This is a genomic window from Nocardioides sp., from assembly GCA_037045645.1.
Lineage (GTDB): Bacteria > Actinomycetota > Actinomycetes > Propionibacteriales > Nocardioidaceae > Nocardioides.
This window is the reverse complement of the sequence record JBAOIH010000001.1, coordinates 1,531,937-1,550,127: the sequence shown is the minus strand read 5'-3', so window position 1 is coordinate 1,550,127 and position 18,191 is coordinate 1,531,937. Positions and strand designations below refer to the sequence as shown.

Genomic DNA, 18,191 nt, shown 5'->3' with positions numbered 1-18,191 from the left:
TGTTTGAGTTGGCGGCGCAGATCATCGATCTGGTGGTTTCGAGACGCTCGCTCCTCAACCACCGGGGAGCGCGGCCCAGCCGCGTCCGAGTTCGCCGCAACCACCGGGGAGCGCAAGCTCACCCACTGCCGAGCCCTGGCTAACCACCGGGGAGCGCTCCTCAACCACCACACCCGAGCCCTGGCCAACCACCGGGGAGCGCTCCTCAACCACCACACCCGAGCCCTGGCCAACCACCGGGGGCGAGTCCGTATCCAACCGGCGTACGCGCGCCGCCAAGGCCGTCGCCAACTCACGGCGCGATTGCGGATTGCGGCCGTTGAAGTTCTTCGGCACCCGCATCCGGTCGTAGGCCAGGACCGGCGTCTGGAAATCGAGCAGTGCCAACCGGCGTGACTGGCGATCAATCGTGACCACCGACGGTCGCGGCTCATCTCCGGACAGGCCCGGATCGATCACGACCGCCCAGCCGGCGAACTTGCCGTTCGGCACCCGGATGATGTCGCCGGGGCGCAGTCGTACGAGCGACGCGATCACCTCCTGGCGTCGGTCGTCGCGGCGCGACTTGGCACCGCGCTTCTCCAGGTCGCTGATCTGTTGGCGCAACCCGGCGTACGCCATGAAGTCGCCCAGGTGACACTGCGCCGCCTCGCGATAGCCCGCCAAGGCGTCCTCGGCCTTGCGCTGCTGACGCGCCAACCCGACAACCGCCTGGTCGGCCTGAAACTGTGCGAACGACATCTCCAGCACCTCCCGAGCCCGAGCCCGTCCGAACTGGTGCACCAGGTTGACCGCCATGTTGTACGACGGCCGAAAGCTGGAACGGAGCGGATAGGTGCGCGTCGAGGCCAGCCCGGCGACCTCGCGTGGGTTCATCCCGGGCTGCCACAGCACGACGGCGTGGCCCTCCACGTCGAGACCACGGCGCCCGGCACGCCCGGTGAGTTGGGTGTACTCCCCCGGCGAGAGGTCGACGTGCGCCTCGCCGTTGTACTTGGTCAGCTTTTCGATCACCACCGTGCGCGCCGGCATGTTGATACCCAACGCGAGCGTCTCGGTGGCGAAGACCGCCTTGACCAGCCCGCGTACGAAAAGCTGCTCCACGCACTCCTTGAAGAGCGGCAGCACACCGGCATGGTGCACCGCGATCCCACGGGTCAGGCCATCCAGGAAGTCCCCGTAGTTCAGGGCGTCCAGATCGTCAGGCGGCAGATGCGAGACGGCTGCTTCGACGTAGCCGTAGATCTCGTCGCGTCCGTCGGGGTTGGTCAGGCGCAGGTTGGCCTGGAGGCACTGTTGCAGTGCCGCGTCACACCCCGCCCGACTGAAGATGAAATAGATCGCGGGCAGCAGGCGGTCGCGTTGGAGCCGCTCGATCACCTCCGCGCGCGACGGGATCCAGACGCGTCGACCGTTGCCGATGTCGCGCTTGCGCTTGGGCGCGCCCGACTTGCCATGCCGAGGAGAACGACGGTCCTTCATCAATCGCGACGAGGCCCAGTCGTCGCGCGCGATCCGCATCAACTGTTCGTTGACCGGCGCGCCTTCGCGTACGAAACCCGCCGACGCGTCGACGTCGGAGGACGCGAACAGGTCCAGCAGCCGCTTCCCCACCATCACGTGCTGAAAGAGGGGTACGGGCCGCTTCTCCTCCACGATCGTGGTCGTGTCGCCGCGCACCGTGTTGAGCCAGGCGCCGAACTCTTCGGCGTTGGACACGGTCGCTGACAAGGAGATGACCGTGACGGATTCGGGCAGGTGGATGATCACCTCCTCCCAGACCGCCCCGCGCGAACGGTCCGCGAGGTAGTGCACCTCGTCCATCACGACATAGCCCAGGCCGAGCAACGTGCGCGACCCGGCATAGATCATGTTGCGCAGCACCTCGGTGGTCATCACCACGATCGGGGCCTCGCCGTTGACGGAGTTGTCGCCGGTCAGCAGGCCGACGTTCTCCGCGCCGTACGTGCGTACGAGGTCGTGGAACTTCTGGTTCGAGAGCGCCTTGATGGGGGTCGTGTAGAACGCCTTGCGGCCCTGCGCACGCGCTAGGTGGATGCCGAACTCCCCCACGATCGTCTTGCCCGATCCCGTCGGCGCCGCCACGAGCACTCCTCGCCCCGCCTCGATCTCCTCGCACGCGCGTACCTGGAAGTCGTCGAGCGGAAAGGCCTGCAGCGACCGGAACTGGGTGAGTACGGGCGTACGTTGTCCGTCGCGGAACGCCGCATAACGTTCGGCTGGCCCGAGAGAATCCGCCATCAGGCGAACACCCGCAAGGCAGCCGGAGCACACTCCACCGTCAACGGCAAGGCCCCGAATCGCTCGCCGTCGGCGTACGACACGACGCCCGGCGTAGCCACCGTGACGCGACGCGCCGGGTGGTGTTCGTATTTGGGATGCGTGGTGTGGGTGCCCTTGAAGAGTTTGGGATAGGTGCGGATCAGGTCGAGCTTGGTCATCGCTTTGATGATGACCACGTCGAGCAAACCGTCGTCCAAGGCGGCACCCTCGGTGATGCGTAGCCCTCCGCCGAACGACGGCCCGTTGCCGACCGCGACCAGCATCGCTTCGGTCTCGATCGTGCGCCCGTCGATGTCCAGCACGTACGGCAGGGGCGTGAAGGTCCGCAACTCCGCCAGCGTGGCCAGGTTGTAGCGCATCTGGCCCTTGGGCCAGGTCATCCGGTTGGCCCGTTCGTTGACGATGGCGTCGAAGCCGGCGGCTAACACGGTCACGAAGTAGCGCTCACCACTGCGGGCAAGGTCGAGCGTACGAGTGCCGCCCCGCAGGATCGTGTCGACGGCCGCAGCCGGGTCCTTGCGGGAAAGCTCGACGTAGCGCGCAACGTCGTTGCCGGTGCCGGCCGGCACGATCCCGAGCGGCGTGCCCGTGTTGGCGACCAACTGCACGCCCAGGTGCACCATCCCGTCACCACCGCACACAACGAGCGCCTCGGCCCCGTCGTCCAGCGCAGCCCGCGCCAGATCGTGGGCCTCGTCGGCGTCGCGGCCCACGAGATCGCGTACGTCGATCCCGGCGGCGGCGAATTTTTCCAGCGCGATGGTCCGGGCTTTGGCACCCTTCCCCTTGGCCGAGGTGGGGTTGGTGAGCAACGCGATCGTCACAGCCGCGACCCTATCCCGCAGATGAGACTGTTTCAGGCCAGCCGCAGCAGCGCGGCGAATCGTTGTGGCTTGGCGCCCAGCGCCTTGGCGAAACGGTGCAGTGCCTCGAGCGCCTTGTCGGCGTTGAAGTCGCGTCCTGGCACCAGCAGCGTCAGTCGCCCCTCACGTTCGACCAACCAGACCTGACCGTGGCGCCAGGTCTTGTGGCACACGGTGCGGGCGGTGTCGTCGGCGACGGGAGCGGGGTAGGCCTCGTCCACGCCCAGCAGATCGCAGGGCAAGGTCTGGCCCGTAGGTCCGGTCAGCTTCCCCGTGACCAGGGCACCGACGTGCACCCCGTGCTCCGGGCGCCAGATGACCTCGCCGTCGCCCAGCCATTCGGGCAGGTCGAACGGGTCTATGTCGCCGAAGGATCCCGAGTGTCCGTCCGTCATCGCAGCCCGCTAGATGGGTGAGAGTTCGTCATCGCGCCACTGGTCGGTGCTGTGCCTATTTCGCCCTCGCATCCGATCGCTCACCCGCGCGAAGATCTCGGCCGCGATGAAGAGCACCACCATCGGCAGAGCCAGCATCAGCATCGAGAACGGGTCAGTCGAGGGCGTGGCCACGGCCGCGAAGATGAACGTGCCCAAGATGATCCAGGGGCGGTACTTCGCCAGCGTGCGACCCGGGACCACCCCTGCGAGGTTCAACAGCACCACGAAGAGCGGGATCTCCATCGCGACCCCGAAGATCAACAACATCCGGACCACAAAACTGAAGTAGTTGCCGAAGTCCACCAGGCTGGTCACGAAACCAGGCGTGAAACCCAACAACACCGAGATGCCCTTGGGCAAGACGTAGTAGCCCAGTGCAACGCCCCCGAGGAACACCGGACCGGCAACCACCGCGAACAGGCGAGTGTATTTGCGCTCGTGTTTGTGCAGGCCCGGCAAGATGAAACGCCAGATCTCCAACAGCCATAAGGGCGAGGTCGCGATCAACGCGAAAACACCCGCGAGTTTGAGCTGGAAGAGCAGTGGGCCACCGAGGTCACCGATCACCGGCTCGGTGATGACCTTCTCCTTCAGCGTCTCTTGCGCCTTCTTGTAGGGCTCAGAGATCAGGTCGAAGAGCGAGGGCAGCCCGAAGGGATGGTTGTAAGCCCAGTAGAGGCCGAACGCACCGAAGATGATCAGGTACGCCGCGATGCGCATCAAGCGTGCGCGCAACTCTCGGAAGTGATCCGAGAGCGCCATTTGGCCCCCGGGACCTACGGGGTGCAGAGGCGCACCGCGGAAAAGTCCGGCGAAGCCCTTCAAGTACCTCACTAGATTGCGAGCCTTGGGGGACGCACTCAGTAGGTGTCGTCGCGGCGCTCGCGCGCCTCGATCTCACGCTGCTCCGGGCTCTTGAGGTCGTCGTCGCCGTCAGCCTCGTTGAGGCCCTTCGTCTCCGCCTTGAAGATCCGCAGAGCACGACCGCTGCCGCGAGCCAGGTCGGGGAGCTTGGAGGCACCGAAGAGGAGCACGACGATCGCCAGGACGATCATCAACTCTCCGGGCCCGAGTCCGGCGATATGAGCGAGCATGGTGTGGCCTTTCGAGGAACGAGGTTCAGCGGGTTGAGTCTACGTCGTGGTCATAGTGCGCGAGTGCCTCCCGCGCCATCTGGACGAAAGGTGCGGAGAGTTCGACGGGTTGGATCACCTCTGCGTACGGCGCCAAGCGCAGCAGAAGGCGGTGCAGCCAGCGCTCGTCAGCGTACGCCAGGTCGACTTCGAGGCTACCGTCGCCCACGTCTCGGCTGGCCAGCACCGGGTAATACTCGGGCACCCATCGAGCCGCCTCATCGAGGCGCAACGTGACGACCTGACTCTCACCGATCTCGAAGATGCCGTCGGCCAGCGTCGTCTCATCCGGCTCGATGGCGATCGGCGTGTCCAGCACCGTTGCCTCCCGGATCCGGTCGAGCCGGAACGATCGCTTGGCCTCCGCGCTGTGACACCACGCGTCGAGGTAGGTCGCACCCTCCTGGTTCACCAGGCGGTGGGGATCCACGATCCGTTCGGACTCCTCATCACGTGCTGGCACGTAGTAGACCAAGCGCACCTGCCGCCCGTTGGCGATCGCGGAGGCAAGAGGGGCCGGGTCCGGGCCGCCGACCTGCTCGTCTGAAAGATCGACCTGCGAGGCCGAACCGCTCGCGGCGGCGTTCTCCAACTTGGCCAGGACTGCGTCGACGATCTCTCGTGTCTCGGGATTCGCCCCCGAGCGCAGCGCTCGCAGCGCCACGATCAGCGCGACCGCCTCGGTCGGTCGCAGCCGCAACGGCCGGGCGAGGTAGTCGGCGTTGCTGATCCGGATCAGGCCGTCGGCGTCAGGACCCTCCAACGCCTCCAGGTCGACATCGATCAGATCGTCGGGCAGGCCGCCGGGCAGGCCGCACATCCACAACACCTTGAGGTCGCGCAGCACCTGCTTGTGCGACACCCCGAGCAGAGACGCAGCCTCTTCGACCGTCACTCCCCCACGGGCCGCGTGCGCATACAAGTAAGGCACCAGCACGAGCAGCCGCGCCAATTGGTCCTTGGAGTTGGGTTGGGTGGTGGTCATCGCAGACCTGCCTTGGCCACGACTCCGGCCAGCCGATCTCGGATCTGGTCCCTGAGCGTTACGGGCTCCAGGACGACCACGTCGGCGCCGTAGGGCAAGAATTCCTCGGCCGTCCAGGCGCCGGGCGGCAGTGTGAGGTCGTCCCATCCGTCGTCATCGTCCGCTGCTTGCTCCAGGGACGCGTTCGCAGCCCGCCGCAAAGGCAGGCAGGTGCCGGCGCGAGCCCGGACGCGTACAGTCGTCTCGGGCGCGGCAGGGGCGAGTCGACGGGTGACGGCTTGCAGATCGATGCCGGCCGGGATGTCGTACGAGCCGGCGGCGCCGCTGAGGCGCGCGGGGCCGACGATCCGCGAGATCCGGAAGATCCGTTCGGCCTGCCGGACGACGTCCCAACCCACGACATACCAGCGACCGGAGAACCGTACGACTCCCCACGGCTGCAGGTGACGCGTGCTCGCGGCGCGCCCGGTGCGGGCGTACTCGAACTCCACCGGAGTCCGCTCCACAGCCGCCTGGAACAGCACCTCGAACGCCGGCTCCTCAGCATTGACCTTGGGCGCGACCAGGTCCAACGCCTCGGTGTCGACGGGGTCTCCCGCGGCCATCAACTTGCGTACGGCATCCGAGGCGGCCTCCGCCAACGTGGCGTGCTCCCAGACGCGACCCGCGAGTCCCACGACGGCCGCCTCCTGGGGCGTCAACTCGATGTCGGGCAACGCCATGGCGTCCGGGCGGATGCGGTAGCCGACCTCGTCCTCGAAGTAGTTGTCGACATGGCCGACCTCGATCGGCACGCCGAGGCTGCGCAACTCTTCCTTGTCGCGCTCGAACATCTTGTCGAAGGCCTCATCGGACTGGTCGCCGTAGAGGATCGAGCGGATCTTTTCGCGCGAGACGAAATGGCGCTGCACGAGCAGCATGATCAGCAGGTTGAGCAGCCGCTCGGTCTTCCGCGCCACCTGGCAGACCCTAGCGGGGTCAGGACACTCCGAGGACGTCTACCGCGAAGAAGAGCGTGTCGGTCCCCTTGATCCCGGCCTCCTTGTTGCCGGCCTTGCCGTAGCCGAGCTTCGGCGGCACCGAGATGATGATCCGGCTGCCGATCGGGACGCCGGTGAAGCCCTGGTCCCAGCCCTTGATGACGCCACCTTGACCCAGAGTGAAGTCGAACGGCTCACCGCGCTCGAAGCTGGAGTCGAAAGGCTTCTTGCCCTCGTACACCTGACCGACATAGTTCACGTACACCGTGTCGCCGGTCTTGGTCTTCTCCCCGTCGCCCTTGATGAGGTAGGTGGTCTGCAACTTCTCGCTCGGCTGGGGAGTGCCCGCGAAGTCGAAACCTGTCGGCGAGTCCGCGCTGCCGGTGAGCTTGGGCGCCCAGGATGCGGGCTTGGTCGTCTCCCCGCTCGGCTTGGTAGACAGCGTGGAGATCAGGTCGACGATGAAGAGCACCGAGTCGGTGTTGCCAACGCCGAGTTGCGGGTTGCCCTGTTCTCCGAACGCATCCTTGGGCGGCGCCGTCACGGCCACGCGCGAGCCGAGGGTGTGGCCGTCGATCGCCTCTTTGAGACCGGCCGACAGTTGGCCAGCAGCAGGCAGGAGGTCAGGCTTGGCGTCCTTGCCGAAGGTCGAATATGCCGTCGACTTGGTGTAGCCGTTGCCGACATAGAGGCGTACGAACACCTGGTCGCTGCCGCCGACCTTCTCACCATCGCCCTCGACCAGGGTCTCGGCGTCGAGTTCCTTGGCGACCAGTTGCTTCTTCCACTCGACCTTGGGCTCGCTGCCGAAGTCACCTGAGATCGAGACCGCGCCGAGGTCGCTGCCGGATCCGGCGCTGTCGCTGGCGGCCTGCTCGCTTCCGCACGCGGTCAGGGTGGCGAGCAGGGCGATGCTGGCGGCGAATGCCTTCGTACGTCGAGTCACGCGGCGAAACGTTACCGGCCGGGCGAAACCGGCCTCACATGCCGTCCAAGAGGCGCTGCACGCGCTCGTCCTCGGCTCGGAACGGGTCTTTGCACAACACGGTGCGCTGGGCCTGGTCGTTCAACTTCAGATGGACCCAGTCGACGGTGAAATCGCGGCGCCTCTCCTGGGCGCGCCGGATGAATTCACCTCTCAGTTTCGCGCGGGTGGTCTGCGGCGGCACCGTCTTGGCCTGGAAGATCGCCAGATCGGTGGTCACCCGCGCCACGGCGCCACGCTTCTCCAAGAGGTAGTAGAGGCCGCGGTCGCGACGGATGTCGTGGTAGGCCAGATCCAACTGGGCGACTCGGGGATGCTCCATCGCCAGCCCGTGCTTGGCGCGATAGCGCTCGATCAGCTTCCACTTGATCACCCAGTCGATCTCGCGCTCGATCAGCCCAAGGTCGTCGGACTCGACCGCCTTCAGCGAGCGCTCCCACAGGTCGAGGGCCCGCTCGATCACCGGCGTGGAGATCTGGCGCCGGTCGACGAAGTCGCGCGCCTTGCCCAGGTATTCGGTCTGGATGTCCAACGCGCTGGCCTCTCGGCCGTTGTTGAGGCGCACCTTGCGACGTCCGGTCATGTCCTGGGCGATCTCTCGGATCGCCCGGATGGGGTTCTCCATCGTGAGGTCGCGCATCACCACGCCCTCCTCGATCATCCGCAGCACCAGATCCGCCGAGGCCACTTTGAGCAGGGTGGTGGTCTCACTCATGTTGGAGTCGCCGACGATGACGTGCAGGCGGCGATACTTCTCCGCGTCGGCGTGCGGTTCGTCGCGGGTGTTGATGATCGGGCGACTACGGGTCGTGGCGCTGGAGACGCCCTCCCAGATGTGCTCGGCGCGCTGGCTGACGCTGTACTGCGCGCCCCGTGCGGTCTGCACGACCTTGCCCGCGCCCACCATGATCTGGCGGCTCACCAGGAACGGGATCAAGACGTCAGCGAGTCGGGAGAACTCCCCCGACCTGGAGACCAGGAAGTTCTCGTGGCAGCCGTAGGAGTTGCCGGCCGAATCGGTGTTGTTCTTGAACAGGTAGATATCGCCCTCGATGCCTTCGTCGTGAAGACGTTCTTCGGCATCGGTCAGCAGGCCCTCCAGGATGCGTTCGCCGGCCTTGTCGTGGGTGACGAGCTCGACGATGTCGTCGCACTCAGGAGTCGCGTACTCCGGGTGGCTGCCGACGTCGAGATAGAGCCGAGCGCCGTTGCGCAAGAAGACGTTGCTGCTTCTGCCCCACGCGACGACTTTGCGGAAGAGATAGCGCGCGACCTCGTCCGGGCTGAGCCGGCGTTGTCCATGAAAAGTGCAGGTGACGCCGTACTCGTTCTCGATCCCGAAGATGCGGCGGTCCATGTGGCCAGCCTAGGTGCGCCGTCCAGCGCGCGCGGTCAGACGCGCTCAGGCCTCGTCGGGCTCCCCAGGCTCTGGCGACGGCGACTCCGGGCCGCGCTCCCCCAGCAACGCTTGCAGTCGAGGCCCGACCAGGCGTACGAACTTGCGCGGCTGAGTGCGGGTGCGATCCAGCACCGCGACTTCGAGGTCGTCCGCTGCGATCACCCGATCACCGGCTTCGCTGTGACCCAGCGCGGCGGTGGCCAGGCGTACGGCTCCTGCCAGGTCGAGGTCGTCGGCGAAGTGCTCCTCCAGATAGGCCGACACCACGTCGGCCGCTCCACCCATCACGGCATAACGGTGCTCGTCGGCGACCTGGCCGTCGTACGTCAGTCGATAGATCTGGTCGTCGGCTGCCACATCGCCGATCTCGCCGACGAAGAGTTCGACCTCGTACGGCTTCTCCCCGCCGGAGGAGAAGATCGTCCCGAGCGTCTGGGCGTACGCGTTGGCCAGGCCGCGGCCGGTCACGTCGCGGCGGTCGTAGGAATACCCGCGCATGTCGGCCAGTCGTACGCCCGCGATGCGCAGGTTCTCGAACTCGTTATAGCGCCCCACTGCGGCGAAGGCGATCCGGTCGTAGATCTCGGAGACCTTGTGCAAGGCCTGACTGGGATTCTCCGAGGCGAACAGGAGGCCGTCGGCGTACTGCACCGCGACGACGGAACGTCCGCGGGCGATGCCCTTGCGAGCGAAGTCGGCACGATCCTTCATCAACTGCTCGGGCGAGACATAGAACGGCATGCTCATAGATGGTTCACTTCCAGGTTCGAATCGAGCGAGCGGGTCGAGATCACGTCAGCGATGCCGCGGGACCGTCCGGGCGGGTCAGACGACTCTCCAGGATGCGGTCGGCGATCCGGGCGACCTCGGCGTCGGGCATGCGTGTCCCGCCCTCGGCGGTGATCACGTGCACCACCGGGAAGATCCTGCGCGCGATGTCAGGTCCGCCGGTCGCGGAATCGTCATCGGCGGCGTCATAGAGCGCCTGTACGACCGCGGTGACGCACTCCTCGGCGGACAGATCGTCGCGGTAGAGCTTCTTGAGTGAGCCGCGCGCGAACAGCGACCCGGAGCCGACGCTGTGGAACGCGGTCTCCTCATAACGCCCGCCCGTGACGTCGTAGGAGAAGATCCGGCCCTGGTCGGCCTCGTGGTCGTACCCGGCGAAGAGCGGCACCACGGCGAGTCCTTGCATCGCCAGTCCGAGATTTGCGCGGATCAGGGCGGCGAGCCGGTTCGCCTTGCCGTCCATGGAGAGCGTGATGCCCTCGATCTTCTCGTAGTGCTCCAGCTCGGTCTGGAAGAGCCGCACCATCTCGACGGCAAGGCCGGCAGTGCCGGCGATCCCCACGGCCGAGAACTCGTCGGCAGGGAACACCTTCTCGATGTCGCGTTGCGCGATGATGTTGCCCATCGTGGCGCGGCGGTCTCCGGCCATCACGACCCCGCCTGGGAACGCGGCCGCCACGATCGTGGTCGCATGTGGGGCGAGGTCGGCGGCTTGGCCCGCTGGCAGCGCCCGACGACTGGGCAGCAGTTCCGGTGCCGCCTCGGTCAAGAAGTCGGCGAAGGACGACGTGCCGGGGCGCAAGAACACACTGGAAAGGCGCGCGTCCGCGTGCGGCACTACTCCCCGCCCTTCTGGATGAACGACTTCACGAAGTCCTCGGCGTTGCTCTCCAGCACCTCGTCGATCTCGTCCAGGATCGCGTCGACATCGTCGTCGAGCACTTCCTTCCGCTCGGCGACATCGGTCTCCACGACCTCTTCGGTGACCGCCTCGTCTTGGGACGACTTGCGCGGCTGCTTCTGTTCCTGGGCCATGTTCCGACCCTATCCCCCACCAGGTGGTTGAGGAGCCCGCGCAGCGGGCATCTCGAAACCACGTCCCCGACCGGTGGTTGAGGAGCCCGCGCAGCGGGCATCTCGAAACGACGTCCCCGACCGGTGGTTGAGGAGCGCCGCAGGCGCGTCTCGAGACCACGTCCTCGACCGGTGGTTGAGGAGCGCCGCAGGCGCGTCTCGAAACGACGTCCCCCACCGGTGGTTGAGGAGCGCCGCAGGCGCGTCTCGAAACCACGGTTAGTCAGACGGTCCCCTTCGTGACAACCCAGGCAGCAGATCGAGGCGGTCGGTGATCAGCGCCTCCCTCTTCCTGCGCGACCACCCCTGCACGCGCTTCTCGAACGCGAAAAGCTTCCTCGATCCGGTCGAATTCCGCAGCCCAGACGAGGATCACGGGGAGGCGGTGGCGGGTGTACGCGGCGCCGCGTCCGTCACGATGCTGAGAGAGTCGCGCCTCAAGGTTCACGGTGCTGCCGACGTAGTACGAGTCGTCCGAGCATTTCAGGATGTAGGTCCAAGGCATCGGACCACGCTCCCCGGTGAATAGCGCCGAGGCCAGCAACTTCTGCTGGCCTGTGGATGGGAGCGTGTGGTTTCGAGACGCCCGCTGCGGGCTCCTCAACCACCGGTGGGATGGGAGCGTGTGGTTTCGAGACGCCCGCTGTGCGGGCTCCTCAACCACCGGTGGGATGGGAGCGTGTGGTTTCGAGACGCCCGCTGTGCGGGCTCCTCAACCACCGGTAGAACGCGAGCGTGTGGTTTCGAGACGCCCGCTGCGCGGGCTCCTCAACCACCGGTGGGATGGGAGCGTGTGGTTTCGAGACGCCCGCTGCGCGGGCTCCTCAACCACCGGTGGGCCGGGGGTGTGGTTTCGAGACGCCCGCTGTGCGGGCTCCTCAACCACCGGTGGGGCGGGCGAGGGCTTGGAGGAGGTCCTCGGCGGTGTCACTGGCGTCGATCAGGTCGCCGACGGAGGCGCGGGTGCCGCGTAGGGGGTCCAGCGTCGGGATCCGCTGCTGCGCGTCTCGTCCCGGCAGGTCGAAGATGACCGAGTCCCACGATGCGGCGGCGACATGGTCGGCGTACTTCTCCAGGCACCGGCCACGGAAGTAGGCGCGGGTGTCGTCGGGTGGCTGGTGCATCGCATCGTCCACCTCGGCCGGCGTAAGCAGGCGTTCGATCCGGCCAGCGTTGGCCAGGCGCTGATACAGCCCCTTCTCCGGCCTGATGTCGCTGTACTGAAGATCGATGGCATGCAACTTCGCGTCGCTCCACTCGAGTCCGTCGCGGTCACGATACTGCGTCAGCAGACGCCACTTCGCCACCCAATCCAGCTCGCGCGCGCACAGCATCGGATCTTGTTCGAGTCGATCCAGCACGGACACCCAACGGTGCAGCACGTCATGAGTCTGGACGTCGACATCCGCTCCGAGAGTGGACTCGACATAGTCGACCGCCCGATCGAGATACTCGCGTTGCAACTGCACGGCCGTCAGCTGGCGGCCGTCGGCCAACGTCAGCAGATGTTGCAGGCTCGGATCATGCGAGACCCTCTGCAACGACTTCACCGAGTCGAGCACGGTCAGGTCCTTGTTCAGGAAGCCCGCTTCGATCATCGCCAGGACGAGTGACGTCGTGCCGACTTTGAGGTACGTCGACACTTCCGCGAGGTTGGCGTCGCCGATGATCACGTGCAGTCGGCGGTGCCGATCAGGATCGGCGTGTGGTTCGTCGCGAGTGTTGATGATCGGCCGCTTGAGGGTCGTCTCGAGTCCAACTTCGACCTCGAAGAAGTCGGCTCTCTGACTGATCTGGAATCCGTGGTCGCGCCCATCCACGCCGATGCCGACGCGGCCGGCCCCACACACGACCTGGCGCGACACGAAGAACGGGATCAGGTGCTTGACGATGTCGGCGAAGGGCGTCGTACCGACTCATCAGGTAGTTCTCGTGCGCACCGTACGAGACGCCCTTGTTGTCGGTGTTGTTCTTGTAGAGCAGGATCGGCGCGGCCCCCTTGGTCTGAGCGGCGAATCGGGAGGCATCGAGCATCACCTGCTCCCCCGCCTTGTCCCACCGCACGACGTCGAGAGGCGTCGTGACTTCGGGGGTGGAGTACTCCGGGTGCGCGTGATCGACGTATAGCCGCGCGCCGTTGGTCAAGATCACGTTCGCCAGACCGAGGTCCTCGTCGGTGAGTTGCGACGGGTCGGCGTACCTGCGCGACCGAGGTCGAAGCCGCGGGCGTCGCGCAGTGGCGACTCCTCCTCGAAATCCCACCGTGCCCGCCGCGCGTGCACCGTCGCGCTGGCGTACGCATTCACGATGTGCGACGACGCGACCATCGGGTTGGCCAGCGGCTGCCCCTGGACCGAGATGCCGTACTCGACCTCGGTCCCCATCACGCGTCGCACGGTCATGACGCGAGCCTATGTCCCGCGTGAAGGGCTGGCAGGGGCGCCCCTCAACGTCGCAACTTGGGCAGGACGAAGAACAAGATGACGACGAAGAGCACGAGAAGAAGGAGATATTTCATGCCCCGAACCTAACCGGAGTCTGGTGGACTGGAGCCATGGCGTGGTGGACCGAGCATGTCGTACCCAGGCTTGCGGACGCGGCTTTGAAGGGCCGCGACGTCGGCGAGGAGCGCGCGGTGGCCTGTGCGCCGCTGTACGGCCGTGTGCTCGAGTTGGGCTTTGGTGGGGGCCTCAATGTGCGCTGGTATCCCGACGCTGTCGAGTCGGTGCATGCGGTCGAACCCTCCGACGTCGGCTGGGCGCTGTCCGAGCGCCGTAGGGCCCGAGCCACTATCCCCGTGGAACGTCGTGGCCTCGATGGTCAGCGTCTCGACGAGGCGTCGGGATCCTATGACTGTGTCTTGTCCACGTTCACGCTGTGCACGATTCCCGACATCGAGAGGGCGTTGAGTGAGGTCGTACGCGTGCTCAAGCCCGGCGGGGTCTTCGCCTTTCTCGAACACGGCCTGAGCCCGGAGGTGGGAGTCGCCCGCTGGCAGCGGCGGCTCGAACCCCTCCAGCGCCGGTGTGCGGGGGGCTGCCATCTCACCCGCGACGTGCCAGCACAGGTTCAGGCCTCGGGCCTGGTGATCGAGACGATCCAGCAGCACTATCTCGCCGGCCCGAGCCTTGGGCGAGCACTGACCTATCTGACTCGCGGGGCTGCGCGTGCCACCTGATCAGCGCCGCGGGCCGTTCACTGACGAGGGGCCGTTCGCTACAGGTACTGACCCGTGTTGGACATCGTGTCGATCGAGCGGCCGGGCTCGGTGCCCTGCTTGCCGGTGATCAACGTCCGAATGAAGACGATGCGCTCACCCTTCTTGCCCGAGATCCTCGCCCAGTCGTCGGGGTTGGTGGTGTTGGGCAGGTCCTCGTTCTCCTTGAACTCGTCCAGGCACGCCTGCAGCATGTGTTGGACACGCAGGCCGTGCTGGCCGTGGTCGAGGAAGTCCTTGATCGCCATCTTCTTCGCCCGATCCACGATGTTCTGGATCATGGCACCAGAGTTGAAGTCCTTGAAGTAGAGGACCTCCTTGTCGCCGTTCGCGTAGGTGACCTCAAGGAAACGGTTGTCGTCGGACTCGGTATACATCCGCTCGACCGTCGCCTGGATCATGCCGGTGACACAGGCCTGCTTGTCGCCCCCGAATTCGGAAACGTCGTCGGTGTGCAACGGCAGATCTGCGGTGAGGTACTTGCTGAAGATGTCGCGCGCCGACTCCGCGTCAGGGCGCTCGATCTTGATCTTCACGTCCAGTCGGCCCGGGCGCAGGATCGCCGGATCGATCATGTCCTCACGGTTCGATGCACCGATCACGAGCACGTTCTCCAGCAACTCCACGCCGTCGATCTCGCTGAGCAACTGGGGCACGATGGTGTTCTCCACGTCCGACGAGACTCCCGAGCCGCGCGTACGGAAGAGGGAGTCCATCTCATCGAAGAAGACGATGACCGGAGTGCCGTGCGACGCCTTCTCGCGAGCGCGCTGGAAGACCAGTCGGATGTGCCGCTCGGTCTCCCCGACGTACTTGTTGAGCAACTCGGGGCCCTTGATGTTCAAGAAGTACGACTTGCCCTCCTGGCCCGTCTTCGCGGCGACCTTCTTGGCCAGCGAGTTCGCGACGGCCTTGGCGATCAGCGTCTTGCCGCAACCGGGCGGTCCATAGAGGAGGACCCCCTTGGGGGGCTTGAGTTTGTGCTCCAAGAACAACTCGGGGTGCAGGTAGGGCAACTCCACCGCGTCGCGGATCTGGTCGATCTGGGAGATCAGTCCGCCGATGGACTCGTACTCGATGTCCGGAACCTCTTCGAGGACCAGTTCTTCCACCTCGGATTTGGGGACTCGCTCGTAGGCATAGCCCGCGCGCGACTCCATCAGCAGGCTGTCGCCCGCACGCAGCGTGATCTCGCGCAGCGGCGCTGCCAGGCGTACGACCCGCTCCTCGTCGGCGTTGGCGATGACCAGGGCTCGCGTGCCGTCGGCGAGCAGCTCCTTGAACATCACCACCTCCCCGACCTCTTCGAAGTCGAGCGCGGCGACCACGTTCAGCGCTTCGTTGAGCATGACCTCCTGGCCGCGACGTAGCGAGTCGAGCGGAACCGCCGGTGACGCACTCACGCGGAGTTTGCGTCCTCCGGTAAAGACATCGACCGTGTCATCGTCGTTGCGCTGCAAGAACGTGCCGAACCCCGCCGGTGGCTGAGCCAGCCGGTCGACCTCCTCCTTGAGGCGAGTGATCTGGTCGCGAGCTTCGCGCAGCGTCTGCGCCAGCCGCTCGTTCTGCGAGGTCACCTGGGCAAGGGAGCGCTGCGTGTCAGCCAAGCGCAACTCCAGTCCGCGGCTGTGTGCGGGCGCATCGCTGAGGCGCTGGCGCAACTGGGAGATCTCGGCCTGCAGGAATCGCACCTGCTCGGTGAGTTGTTCGGGCGTCCGGCCCGAGTCTCGTGACGTGGACATCAAGACCACCTCCTCAATGATTTCGACCCTACCCGCCGAAACCGACCACGGAAGTGGACGAAGCGCCGAGTCACATCACGATTTCGCCTGGTGGACTCGGGCAGTGGGAGCGCTCCCCCTGGCGGCACAGTTTGCGCAGCACTGAGGTGGGGTCAGCGGCGGGGTCAGCGCACGTACGCCTTGCGGGTCCACACCCGCACCCAGTCGACGTGCGCGGGCTCGGCGAAGGACTGCGGAGTCAGGTACTTGAGTTCGTAGTCGGACGACAGGTTGCTCAGGACCAGGTACTGCCAGGACCGTGAGACCCACTTCTTCGTCTTCCAGAAGACTCGCCCGTCGATGCGAAGGGTGTAGCCCGACTTGCGCCATTCGGCTGAGACGACGTGGTAGGAGTTCCACCAGGTGTGACCGGGCGGGATCAGCCGATTGGTCCGCGGCATCAGACCGCCGAGCTTCATCGTGCGCATGTTGGGCCCGGACATGTAGAGGAAGGCACCCAGCGCGTCGACCTGGCCCCCACGGCCGAAGTATTCGCCGTAGTCGAGTTCCACCCCCGTCGCCGGGCGGTTGGGCTTGCGGTAGCGCAGTGACTGGATCCAGGTGCCGACGTGGCTGCCGCGGGCTGGCTGGAACTTCACGCGCGCGGCGACCACGCCGTACTTGAACTCGAACTTGCCCACGGTCGTGAGTTGGGTGTTCAGCAGCCATGGAGCGTTCGCCATGCCCTTGCGGGTGCGATAACGACAGACCTTGCCCAGCTTTCGGGGGTCCTTCCTGATGCCCAGCCGGACCGTGCCGTCGGCGACCGAGTACGCGGCTCCGGGTTTGGCGCAGGTGCGCAGCCCGCCCTTGTTGTAGCCGATGTTGTAGGTCGCCCACTTCCTGGCGTTGAGGCGAGTGCCGGAGAACTCGTCGCGGAAGGCGGGGCGCCTGAGCTTGGCCTTGACGGTCTTGGACACCGCCCCCGCCCCGACGACGCGGTAGTGACCATTCGCCGCACCGGTGAAGTTGGCGTACCCCAGGCCGTCGACGGTGGTGGTGGTCACCGTCTGCCAGGTCCCCGCGGCGGTCAAGGTCTGCAAGGTCGCTACCTGGCCGGTGGACAACGGTTTGAAGCGTGCCGAGATCAGGCTTCCCCGTGATGAGGCTGCGGGTGCAACACCGGCCTGGGCGATCGGTGGCAGCGCTTTGAGATGGATCGACGGTGCCCGCTTCGCCGCCTGCGCGGAGGAGGCACCCGCGGTCGCATCTGCGGTCGCAACCGTGGCGCCGAGAGCCGACAGGGGCAGGATTCCGAGAGCCAGGGCTCCGGCGATACGCCGAGCGAGGCGGGTCATTCAATCTCCTCCAGTGCTGTACCGGGCGGTCGCGGCCCCAGGTAGTCCGGGCCGTAGGCGCCGGGTGCAGGGCGACGCTTCTTGAGCGGCGGCCGCTCCCCCGGGGCCATCCTCCTGGCGGTGACCAGGAACGCTGTGTGTCCCTGCATGGTATGTCCGGGACGTACGGCCAATCCTTCCACGTGCCAGTCGCGGACCAAGGACTCCCACGCGTGCGGCTCGGTGAATCCTCCGTGAACTCGCAGCGTCTCCACCACGCGGCTCAACTGGGTCGTGGTCGCGACGTAGGCACACACGACGCCACCGGGCACGAGGGCGTCGGCCACGGCGTCCACACAGTCCCAGGGCGCCAGCATGTCCAAGATGATCCGGTCGGCAGGCTCACCGTGCGTACGGAGGCCCTCGGCCAGGTCCCCATCGCGCAACGTCCAGTTGGGATGCGGGTGGTCTTCGGTGCCACCGAAGAATCGGGAGACGTTGCGCCGCGCGACCTCGGCGAACTCCTCGCGCAGTTCGTACGACGTGACGTGGCCGTAGGGTCCGACAGCCCGGAGCAGCGAGCAACTCAGCGCACCCGAACCGGCTCCGGCCTCGACGACGCGGGCACCCGGATAGATGTCGGCGAGCGCGACGATCTGGGCGCTGTCCTTGGGGTAGATCACCGCCGCGCCGCGCGGCATCGACACCACGAATTCACTGAGCAGGGGGCGAAAGACCAGGTATTGCCCTCCCGCACTGGCGGTGATCGCGAAGCCCTCCTCGCGCCCGATCAGATCGTCGTGTTCGAGGTGGCCACGGCTGGAGAAGAAGCGCTTGCCGGGCACCAGTTCGAAGTTGTGCCGACGGCCCTTCTGGTCGGTCAGGCGCACCCATTCACCGGCCCGCAGTGGACCGCGATGGACGCCTGAGAAGGCTTCGGCGGGGACGTCTTCGGGCTCTGGCACCC

Annotated in this window: 17 protein-coding genes and 3 pseudogenes; 1 reads left to right on the top strand and 19 read right to left on the bottom strand. The window is 66.2% G+C overall.

The annotated features are described in order from the left end of the window. Positions 1-276 precede the first annotated feature (276 nt). The 16 genes and pseudogenes from V9G04_07650 to V9G04_07575 all read right to left on the bottom strand — a co-directional run bounded on the left by V9G04_07650 (position 277) and on the right by V9G04_07575 (position 13,351). A pseudogene (locus V9G04_07650) lies at positions 277-2,262 on the bottom strand (DEAD/DEAH box helicase). Then, entirely contained in the window at positions 2,262-3,128 is an 867-nt protein-coding gene (locus V9G04_07645) for a diacylglycerol kinase (protein MEI2713162.1), read from the bottom strand. The pseudogene V9G04_07650 and the gene V9G04_07645 overlap by 1 nt, the downstream one beginning before the upstream one ends. Before the next feature lie 32 nt (positions 3,129-3,160). Then, positions 3,161-3,562, bottom strand: coding sequence for a hypothetical protein (locus V9G04_07640; GenBank protein MEI2713161.1), 402 nt, complete (start codon positions 3,560-3,562; stop codon positions 3,161-3,163). 9 nt (positions 3,563-3,571) lie between these two features. Next, the gene (gene tatC, locus V9G04_07635) at positions 3,572-4,366 is read right to left on the bottom strand and encodes a twin-arginine translocase subunit TatC (GenBank protein MEI2713160.1); all 795 of its coding nucleotides are present in this window, start codon (positions 4,364-4,366) and stop codon (positions 3,572-3,574) included. A 98-nt stretch (positions 4,367-4,464) separates the two neighbouring features. After that, complete coding sequence (locus tag V9G04_07630) at positions 4,465-4,698, bottom strand: Sec-independent protein translocase subunit TatA (protein ID MEI2713159.1); 234 nt, start codon at positions 4,696-4,698, stop codon at positions 4,465-4,467. Positions 4,699-4,723: 25 nt separating this feature from the next. Beyond that, entirely contained in the window at positions 4,724-5,722 is a 999-nt protein-coding gene (locus tag V9G04_07625; protein MEI2713158.1) for a WYL domain-containing protein, read from the bottom strand. Further along, complete coding sequence (locus V9G04_07620) at positions 5,719-6,681, bottom strand: WYL domain-containing protein (GenBank protein MEI2713157.1); 963 nt, start codon at positions 6,679-6,681, stop codon at positions 5,719-5,721. Before V9G04_07620 ends, V9G04_07625 begins: the two co-directional genes overlap by 4 nt. A 19-nt stretch (positions 6,682-6,700) precedes the next feature. Continuing rightward, on the bottom strand, positions 6,701-7,648 hold the full coding sequence (locus V9G04_07615; protein ID MEI2713156.1) for an FKBP-type peptidyl-prolyl cis-trans isomerase: 948 nt from the start codon (positions 7,646-7,648) through the stop codon (positions 6,701-6,703). Between the two features lie 34 nt (positions 7,649-7,682). After that, entirely contained in the window at positions 7,683-9,044 is a 1,362-nt protein-coding gene (pafA, locus tag V9G04_07610) for a Pup--protein ligase (protein MEI2713155.1), read from the bottom strand. Positions 9,045-9,089: 45 nt separating this feature from the next. Next, positions 9,090-9,833 carry a proteasome subunit alpha gene (gene prcA, locus V9G04_07605; protein MEI2713154.1) on the bottom strand — a complete coding sequence of 248 codons (744 nt, stop codon included), beginning with the start codon at positions 9,831-9,833 and terminating at the stop codon, positions 9,090-9,092. Between the two features lie 43 nt (positions 9,834-9,876). Further along, a complete protein-coding gene (gene prcB, locus V9G04_07600) occupies positions 9,877-10,713 on the bottom strand; it encodes a proteasome subunit beta (protein MEI2713153.1) in 837 nt (278 codons plus the stop codon). Further along, positions 10,713-10,910, bottom strand: a complete 198-nt coding sequence (locus V9G04_07595; protein MEI2713152.1) for a ubiquitin-like protein Pup — start codon at positions 10,908-10,910, stop codon at positions 10,713-10,715. The genes prcB and V9G04_07595 overlap by 1 nt, the downstream gene beginning before the upstream one ends. A gap of 262 nt (positions 10,911-11,172) precedes the next feature. Beyond that, positions 11,173-11,454 carry a GIY-YIG nuclease family protein gene (locus V9G04_07590; protein MEI2713151.1) on the bottom strand — a complete coding sequence of 94 codons (282 nt, stop codon included), beginning with the start codon at positions 11,452-11,454 and terminating at the stop codon, positions 11,173-11,175. Between the two features lie 373 nt (positions 11,455-11,827). Further along, positions 11,828-12,844, bottom strand: a pseudogene (locus V9G04_07585) (proteasome accessory factor PafA2 family protein). A gap of 73 nt (positions 12,845-12,917) precedes the next feature. Beyond that, positions 12,918-13,100, bottom strand: a pseudogene (locus V9G04_07580) (proteasome accessory factor PafA2 family protein). Next, entirely contained in the window at positions 13,097-13,351 is a 255-nt protein-coding gene (locus V9G04_07575) for a proteasome accessory factor PafA2 family protein (GenBank protein ID MEI2713150.1), read from the bottom strand. The pseudogene V9G04_07580 and the gene V9G04_07575 overlap by 4 nt, the downstream one beginning before the upstream one ends. 152 nt (positions 13,352-13,503) lie before the next feature. Here V9G04_07575 and V9G04_07570 point away from each other — a divergent pair, with 152 nt between their 5' ends. Next, the gene (locus V9G04_07570; GenBank protein ID MEI2713149.1) at positions 13,504-14,127 is read left to right on the top strand and encodes a class I SAM-dependent methyltransferase; all 624 of its coding nucleotides are present in this window, start codon (positions 13,504-13,506) and stop codon (positions 14,125-14,127) included. 38 nt (positions 14,128-14,165) lie between these two features. Here the strand turns inward: V9G04_07570 and arc are convergent, their stop codons facing one another. From arc to V9G04_07555, 3 genes are all read right to left on the bottom strand, one after another. Further along, the gene (arc, locus tag V9G04_07565) at positions 14,166-15,908 is read right to left on the bottom strand and encodes a proteasome ATPase (GenBank protein ID MEI2713148.1); all 1,743 of its coding nucleotides are present in this window, start codon (positions 15,906-15,908) and stop codon (positions 14,166-14,168) included. Between the two features lie 164 nt (positions 15,909-16,072). Next, complete coding sequence (locus V9G04_07560) at positions 16,073-17,245, bottom strand: glycoside hydrolase family 16 protein (protein MEI2713147.1); 1,173 nt, start codon at positions 17,243-17,245, stop codon at positions 16,073-16,075. Then, positions 17,242-18,189 (bottom strand): tRNA (adenine-N1)-methyltransferase, encoded by a 948-nt coding sequence (locus V9G04_07555; protein ID MEI2713146.1) that lies wholly within the window; start codon positions 18,187-18,189, stop codon positions 17,242-17,244. Before V9G04_07555 ends, V9G04_07560 begins: the two co-directional genes overlap by 4 nt. Between the last annotated feature and the right edge of the window lie 2 nt (positions 18,190-18,191).